Raw genomic sequence first — 7,423 nt, forward strand, 5'->3', positions numbered from 1 at the left:
GAACGGGCCGTGGCGGGCTACTCGATGGGCGGGCAGGGCGCGATGCTGTACGCCGCCAAGGGCTACTTCAAGGCCGCAGCCTCGTTCAGCGGGGCCGTCCACATCCTCGCCCCGGGCGTACCGCAGGCCGTGATGGCCGGAACCTCGATCGGCTGCTTCGGCACCGACTGGAAGCGGATCTGGGGCGACCCGGAGGAGCAGCGGGACGTCTGGCGCGCGCACAACCCCTACGACCAGGCCGACCGGCTCAAGGGCGTCGAGCTGTACGTGGCGGCGGGGGAGGGCGACCTGGTGGAGGACCTGGCGAACCGGGCGGCCAGATCGTTCGCCGCCCGCCTGGACGAGCTGGGCGTCCCGGTGCGCACCCACTTCTACCGGGGCGGGCACAACCACACGTACTGGCAGCGGGAGCTGCACCGGGCCTACCCGTCCCTCATGCACGCCATTGGCGCCGACTGACCCCGGCCTGGGGGGGTGGGCGGTGCCGGCTCGCGCCCGCCCGCCAGTTGGAGCACCCGGTGTCCTCAACGCTCGGTGACGACACCCGACCTCGGCGGCGGGGTCGGACACTCGACTCCGTGCGGTCGGCCTCAACACTGGGCCTCAACAGTGGGCCTCCGCGATGGGCCTCCGCGATGGGCCTCCGCGATGGGCCTCCGCGATGGCCTCATCGCTGCGCCTCAGCGCTGAGGCTCAGCGGCGGGCTTCAGTGCTCGGCTGACGACAGGTCGAGGCCGCGCGGCGTGAGCAGCCACACCGCCACCGTGCCCGCCAGCATCAACACCGCCCCGGCCCCGCTGGTCAGGATCAGCGAGTCGGTGAACGCCGCCCTGGCCTGCTCCACCAGCTGCCCGCTCGCCGAGCCCAGCTCTCTGGCCACGTCGAGCGCACCGCCCAGCGACTCGCGTACGACCTCGGCCTGCGGGCCCTGGTAGTCCACGTCGTTCCGGTACGCGGCGGCGGCGACACTCCCCAGGACGGCGACGCCGAGCGCCCCGCCCACCTCGTAACTCGTCTCCTCGATGGCCGCCGCGCTGCCCGCCTTCGCGGCCGGCGTACCCGACATGATCACCGCCGAGGCGATCGCCAGCGAGCCGTTCCCGATGCCGATGAGCGTCAGAGCGCCCGCGACCGGCCAGTAGCCCAGCGGGCTCGGCGCCAGGAAGAGCAGCAGGAACCCCAGCCCGGTCACCGCGAGCCCGCCCGCCAGCACCGTACGGGCGCCGATCTTCGCGGCGAGCGCGGGAGCCAGCGGGGAGGCGACGATCGCGGCCAGCGCGGCGGGCAGCAGCCGGAGGCCCGTCTCCAGCGGCGAGTACCCCTGCACCAGCTGCATCCACTGCGCGAGCAGCAGCAAGACCGCCGCCATCGCGATCGACGTGGTCAGCGCCGTCACCACTCCCGCGGAGAAGGGCCCGCTGCGGAACAGCCCGATCTCCAGCAGCGGATCCGGCCTGCGCAGGCACCGCACCACGAACCAGCCCAGCGCCACCACCGCGATCACGGTGGCGATCAGCGCGGAGGGGGCCAGGCCGTGCTTGCCGAACGTCTTCACCGCGAACACCAGCGCCACCATGCCCGCCATCGACAGCACGGTGGCCAGCGCGTCCCAACGGCCGGGCCGCGGATTCCTGGACTCCGGCAGCAGGAACAGCCCGGCGGCGATCGCCACCACCATGACGGGCACGTTCACCAGGAACGCCGAGTGCCAGCTGAAATGCTCCAGCAGGAAACCGGCCAGGATCGGCCCCAGCGCCGCCCCGACCGCGGCCATCGCGGCCCAGATGCCCAGCGCCCGTGCGCGTTCGCGGGGGTCGGTGAACAGGTTCCTGATCATGGACAGCGTGGACGGCATGATCATCGCGCCGCCCACCCCGAGCAGCGCCCGTACGGCGATCACCTCGATCGGGCTGTCGGCCAGCAGCACCACCGTCGAGGCCAGCCCGAACACCGCGAACCCGCTCAGCAGCATCCGCTTGCGCCCCCACCGGTCGCCCAGCGCGCTCACTGTGACGAGCAGCCCGGACAGGACCAGCGCGTACGCGTCCACCATCCACAGCAGCTCGATCGAGCCCGGGCGCAGGTCCTCGGAGATGGCGGGCAGTGCGACGTTGAGCACGGTCATGTCCATGACCACGAGCAGCACGCTGGCCGACAGCACGGCCAGGCCCGCCCAGCGTCTCCTCGACGTGACGGGCGAGGTGGCGGTCGTCATGCGTCCTCCCGGGCTGCGGCGCCGTGCAGGAAGGTGCCGAGGAGCAGCCGGGGCACGTCCCGGCGGGCGACGTCCCCGCGCCGCAGGCTTTCCCGTACGGCCACGAGCAGGCCGTACACGGTGTTGCTCACCCAGCGCGGGGGCAGGTCGGCGCGCAGCAGACCCGCGCGCTGGGCGGCGGCGTAGAACGCGATCTCGCGCTCCTCCAGCTCGTCGGCGCGGCGCAGCAGCTCCGGATGGACCGCCATGGCGTAGTCGGTCAGGCCGAACCCGTATTCGTCGGCGACGTCGACGAGGCCGGTCAGCAGGGCCTTCATGGCTTGGTCGAGCACCTGCGGGTCGCCGGAGCCGGTGGCCTCGGCGATGCCCGCGCTCTCCTGGACCTGCTGCCACTGCGTGTGCGCCCGGTGGCCCAGGGCCAGCATCAGCTCCTCGCGGCTGCTGAACTGGCGGTGGAGCGTGGCCCTGCTGATGCCCACGGCTTCGGCGAGCTGCGCCATGGAGGCGGCAGGGTCCTTGTTGAGGTGCTGGATCGCCGCGGTCATGATCTGCTCCCGGCTCATCAACGTCACACACCTCCGCATCATTTGCGACATTTATGTCTCAGATAATACATCAGTGTCTCACCGCGGATCACTCACACTAGACGCCCCCACACCAGCCGGGCCCTCGCAACGGCCGGGCCTTTTGAACATCCGGCTTCTGAAACGGCAGGCCCCCCGGAGTACCGGGCTACGAAAGGCTGGGCCCTCGGAACGGCCCGGTCCTGCGCGACGGCCCCATCCTTCAGACCGGCCCGGCACCCTGACCGGCCCGGCACCCTGACCGGCCCGGCACGCTGATCGGCCTGATCCCCTGGAACAGCCAAGCCCGCAAAACGGCCGGGCATCCGGACCAGTCGGGCACCCAGAACGGCGCGGAGCCGCCGATCGCCGCAGCCATCGGACCTCAGCGACCACCGGACCTCAGCAACCACCAGGCCCCAGCAACCACCAGACCTCAGCAACCACCAGACCTCCGTGACGGCTGGGCATCCGGAGTAGCGGCGGCGCCTTGACGGCCGGGCCGGGCCGGGCGGCCAGGAGAGGATGGCCAGGCACCCAGGAATGGACCACCACAACCCGGCCAACACGGGGGTCTCGCTTTTGCGGCATGGTGGTGAAGCCGCAGGTGGCGCTATGGTGCGAGCGTGGTGATCGGTGACGCGCGCACGCGCATCCTGGATGCGGCCGAGGAATTGTTCGCGGGTGGCGGTTACGAAGCCACTCCGACCGCCGTCATCGCCAAGCTCGCGAAGGTCCCCAAAGGGCTGATCTTCCACTACTTCCCACGCAAGATCGACGTTCTGGTCGCCCTGGTCGACGAGCGCACGTTGGTCGAGGAGGGGCGCGACGTCGAGGCGGTGCCCGGCGACCCGGCGGGGACGTTGTCCAAACTGGCGCGCGGGCTGCCGCTGCGGGCCTCACCGGCGATGCGGCGCATCCTGTTCCGGGAGGCGGACACGCACGGCTCGGTCAAGGAGCGCCTCGGCCGCCTCAACGGCGAGCTGATCAGACGCGCCCGGTTCGCGCTGGAGCTGGCGCTGCCCGGCGCGCGCGGTGATGCGGCCAGGCTGGAGGTGGCGGCGGCCACGTTCGCCGCCGTTCTGCTCTACCAGGAGAACCTCTGCCAGTTAACCGGCCACCAGATCGACCCCGACGCCGTCGCGGAACTCATCGCTCACTCGCTCGTCTAGCAGCTCATCGAGCGCCGTACGCAGGTGGGCGAGCAGCCCCCATACGTCGTCCATGCGTTCAGGACAGGCCACGACGCCGAAGTCGAGCATGCCGTCGTAGGAGAAGCAGGTGATGTTCAGGCCGCCGCTCACGTCGGTCAGGACGGACAGCGGGAAGTACGACAGCACCCGCCCGCCGCACAGATACAGCGGGAACTGCGGGCCGGGCACGTTGCTGATGATCAGGTTGATCGGCGGGAACGCCAGCGCCGCCAGCCGGAAGATCGCCGGAGTGGCCAGGCTGGTGACGGGGGCGGGCAGCAGCGAGCACAACTCGCTCAGCCAGGTGGCCGGGGCGACCGCGAAACGCCGCTTGGCCTTGCCCATGGTCGTGCCGACGGCTTGCAGGCGCTCCCTGGGGTCGGAAACGTTCGTGGGCATGGGGGTCACCATGGCGGAGATCTGGTTGCCGACCAGGTCCTTGGCTCCGGCCGTACGGACTGCCACGGGGACGGCGACGATCAACGGCGCGTCCGGCAGCGCGTCCCGCTCCTGCAACCACGAGCGCAGGGCGGAGGTGCACAGGGTCATCACGACGTCGTTGACGCTGATGCCGTTGGCCTTGGCGACGCTCTTGACGTCTTTGAGTGAGAGCGAGCCGAAGGAGAGATGCCGGCGGGCGGTGATGGGGCCGTTGAACGGGGTGCGCGGAACGGTGAAGCTGGGCAGCTCCGGGCGTTGGGGCCGATCGCCGGTCATCAGCCGCGCAGCCTTGGCAATCAGCTTCGCGCCGGGCAGGCCCGCCGCCAGCGGGATGGCGTCCAGGTCACCGGCCGCCCTCACCACGGACTGAACGGCCCGCACCGGGTGAGTCGCCGTACGAACGGCGGCCCCGGTCAGCATCCCGATCAGCCCCGGCGCATCCTCCTGCACTGCCTCTCCCGCCCCGGATTGCCCACACCCCACTCCATCGGCCACGACCTCACTGCGCCCGGCTTCCCCACGCACGACCCCATCGGGCACGGCCAAGCTGCGTTCGGCGGCCTCGCGTACGACCATGTCGGGCGGGATCTCGCCGCGTCTGGCGGTCTTGCGTACGATCTCGTCGGGCACGGTCACACTGCGTCCGGCGGCCTCCCGTACGACCTCGTCGGGCACGACCACGCTGCGTCTGGCGGCCTTGCGTACGGCCACGTCGGGCGGACTCTCACTGCGTCCGTCGGCCTCGCATACGACTACATCGAGCGCAGCCTCGCTGCCGACCGCTTCGCTGCGCGCTGCCTCTTGCAGCGCCTTCGCCTGTGCCGCCTTTCTCGAAGCGCCCCTGTGCACCGCCGCCTTCGCGACATCCTTGCCCTCCGCGCCCTCCGCGCCCGCTGCCCCTGCCACACCGCTCGAAAGGCTGCCGTGTGCCGCCGCCTTCGAGCGAGCGGTGGGCCCGCTCCTGGTACGCGCTCCGTCCGGCGTGAGATCGAGCAACGTGGCGAGGGTCTCGGCGCCGGAGACGCCGTCGATGGCCGCGTGGTGCACCTTCGTGTACACGGCCACCCTCCCGTCGGGCAGCCCGTTGATCAGGTGCATCTCCCACAGCGGATGCGACCGGTCGAGCCTGCGGGCATGGATCTCGGCGACGGCCTCGGCCAGCTGCCAGTCGTTACCCGGGGCGGGCAGCGTCATCTCGAACAGATGGTGGTCGATGTCGAAGTCGGGGTCGGCCGCCCAGTAGGGGTGGTCCAGCCCGAGCGGCACCGTGGCCAGTCGCAGGCTGAGCGCAGGGGACAGGTGCAGCCGTTCGAGCAGGAGCGCCGCCAGCGCGTCTCTGGTCACCGAGCCGTCCGCAGAGTCGAGGATCGCCAGCCCTGCCACGTGCGCGGCGGTGGTCGCCGTCTCGACGTTGAGGAACTGGGCATCGAGCGCGGTCAGCTGGCGCATCTGCTCTCCTTTTCCATGATGTGGACAGCATCACACGGAGGGATTTCTGGAAGGTTTCCGCGAGAGTCTTTCAGATGAATTCAGGTGCGCAGAACCAGCATTTAGTGATTGTCCAGCTCAGCCGTGGTCGGTGACATTTACCTATCCATTGACCACGTGAATGGGATGTTGCACCACCGCGTCGAAGTGATAGCCGAAGGGGTGTCGTGGCGTGATCAGCGGCTGGGTGCTGCCGGTCTCGTCGGTTGCCCGCGCCATGAGCACGCCTGGTCCCGTACGTCGTGGCGCCCAGCCGATGTGCCACGGCAGCCATGCGCTGACCAGGTGTTGACCATGGTGTTCGGCGTCGCGCCAGCTGATCCCGCCGTCGAAGCTGACCTCGACCCGGACGATCCGGCCTCGCCCCGACCATGACCGTCCGTGCAGAACGTGCGGCTTGCCGACGGGCAGGCGGGCATTCCAGGGAAGCTCGAAAGCGCTCTTCACCGGCTGCGTCGTGACGTTCGCGTAAAAGACGGTGTTCCAGGGCGAGGAGAGCTCCGTCGTCGAAACTTCTATGTCGCCAAGCCATTTGATGGACGCGATTCCCACCCATCCCGGGACCACCAGCCGCACCGGAAATCCGTGATCGGGAGGCAGCGGAGTGCCGTTCATTTCGTACGCGACGAGGACGTCGTCCATGGCCTTGTCGATCGGCAGCGGCCTGCGTACGTGCCCGTAATCCTCGAACGGCGCGTCGAGCCCGGTGGGCAGTACGTCGATGGCGCCCGGCAGCACGCCCGCCTGCTGCAGCAGGTATCGCAACGGTACTCCCCGCCACCGCGCCACCCCGATGGCGCCGAGCCCCCACTGCGTGCCGGGAGCGCCGTCGTGCTGCTGCGTCCCGTAGAACCGCCGCCCGTTCCCGGCACACTCGATCGCGACGTCGAACGTGCGTGAGGGCATGGCGCGCAGCTCGTCGTAACCGAACGCGCGCGGACATCGAACGCCGGCGCCGTGCACCTGCAGTCGCCAGGTGGTGACGTCGATGAGCGGCGTGAAGGTGTGGTTGCGCACGAAGAACCGGTCGTTCGGGGTGTGATAGCCCTGCCCCGACATGGTCTCCCAGCGCATCTCCGCGCTTGCGCCGTGCACCCTGAACAGGTGGTCGGGCAGCGGCTTCACGATCGTCGCCATGGCCTGCGTCATCGTTGCCCTCCTCCGCAATCCTTATTTCCTACCTGGAAACCATTTAATCTCCTCGGGCTGTCCCCCCGCGCCCCTCATTGCCAAAGCGTGTCCGAACGGTGCAGGAACGTTCCACTCCCACGTCTGAAGGCTTACCCGCCCTGTCCGCCGGAGGAACTGCACAGGGAGCCACGTTCTGGTCGATCGCGGATCGGAACAGGGTCTCTACCTGGGGTTTTGTGATCGGGCTTGCTGTCTGGCGCCGGGTCTCGTGTGAGGCTGTTTCGCCGGCCGAGAGGGTCTTGGTTAGGCGGTGCGGTGGGTGGGTCTGACGGGTTGCGATGGGTGTAGGCGGGTGGAGAAGCCTGTCGGGTGCCGGGGTGTCGGGGTGTCGG

Annotated in this window: 6 protein-coding genes; 2 read left to right on the top strand and 4 right to left on the bottom strand. The window is 69.8% G+C overall.

The genetic code is table 11. The features are described from left to right. Window positions 1-459: alpha/beta hydrolase (locus ETD85_RS58365; RefSeq protein WP_240780109.1), on the top strand; the 459-nt coding region annotated here is incomplete at its 5' end. Between the two features lie 247 nt (window positions 460-706). Here ETD85_RS58365 and ETD85_RS58370 read toward each other — a convergent pair. Both ETD85_RS58370 and ETD85_RS58375 read right to left on the bottom strand, forming a co-directional pair. Continuing rightward, window positions 707-2,215: an MFS transporter gene (locus tag ETD85_RS58370; RefSeq protein WP_138698430.1), complete on the bottom strand. Its 1,509-nt coding sequence runs from the start codon at window positions 2,213-2,215 to the stop codon at window positions 707-709. Further along, on the bottom strand, window positions 2,212-2,778 hold the full coding sequence (locus ETD85_RS58375) for a TetR/AcrR family transcriptional regulator (protein WP_138698431.1): 567 nt from the start codon (window positions 2,776-2,778) through the stop codon (window positions 2,212-2,214). The genes ETD85_RS58370 and ETD85_RS58375 overlap by 4 nt, the downstream gene beginning before the upstream one ends. Before the next feature lie 626 nt (window positions 2,779-3,404). On the opposite strand from ETD85_RS58375, the gene ETD85_RS58380 reads away from it, so the two are divergent. Then, window positions 3,405-3,950: a TetR/AcrR family transcriptional regulator gene (locus ETD85_RS58380; RefSeq protein ID WP_138698432.1), complete on the top strand. Its 546-nt coding sequence runs from the start codon at window positions 3,405-3,407 to the stop codon at window positions 3,948-3,950. On the opposite strand, the gene ETD85_RS66470 is transcribed toward ETD85_RS58380, so the two are convergent. Together ETD85_RS66470 and ETD85_RS58395 are read right to left on the bottom strand one after the other, a co-directional pair. Further along, window positions 3,888-5,861 carry a wax ester/triacylglycerol synthase domain-containing protein gene (locus ETD85_RS66470; protein WP_240780110.1) on the bottom strand — a complete coding sequence of 658 codons (1,974 nt, stop codon included), beginning with the start codon at window positions 5,859-5,861 and terminating at the stop codon, window positions 3,888-3,890. The genes ETD85_RS58380 and ETD85_RS66470 overlap by 63 nt on opposite strands. A 141-nt stretch (window positions 5,862-6,002) precedes the next feature. Beyond that, window positions 6,003-7,049: a sulfite oxidase gene (locus ETD85_RS58395; protein WP_138698433.1), complete on the bottom strand. Its 1,047-nt coding sequence runs from the start codon at window positions 7,047-7,049 to the stop codon at window positions 6,003-6,005. Window positions 7,050-7,423 lie beyond the last annotated feature (374 nt).

Source organism: Nonomuraea zeae (assembly GCF_005889725.1).
In the GTDB taxonomy this organism is placed as follows: Bacteria; Actinomycetota; Actinomycetes; order Streptosporangiales; family Streptosporangiaceae; genus Nonomuraea; species Nonomuraea zeae.

Coding starts and splice junctions, on each gene's coding strand:
- ETD85_RS58370 (WP_138698430.1), bottom strand. CDS start 2,215: ATGACGACCGCCACCTCGCCCGTCACGTCGAGGAGACGCTGGGCGGGC.
- ETD85_RS58375 (WP_138698431.1), bottom strand. CDS start 2,778: ATGAGCCGGGAGCAGATCATGACCGCGGCGATCCAGCACCTCAACAAG.
- ETD85_RS66470 (WP_240780110.1), bottom strand. CDS start 5,861: ATGCGCCAGCTGACCGCGCTCGATGCCCAGTTCCTCAACGTCGAGACG.
- ETD85_RS58395 (WP_138698433.1), bottom strand. CDS start 7,049: ATGACGCAGGCCATGGCGACGATCGTGAAGCCGCTGCCCGACCACCTG.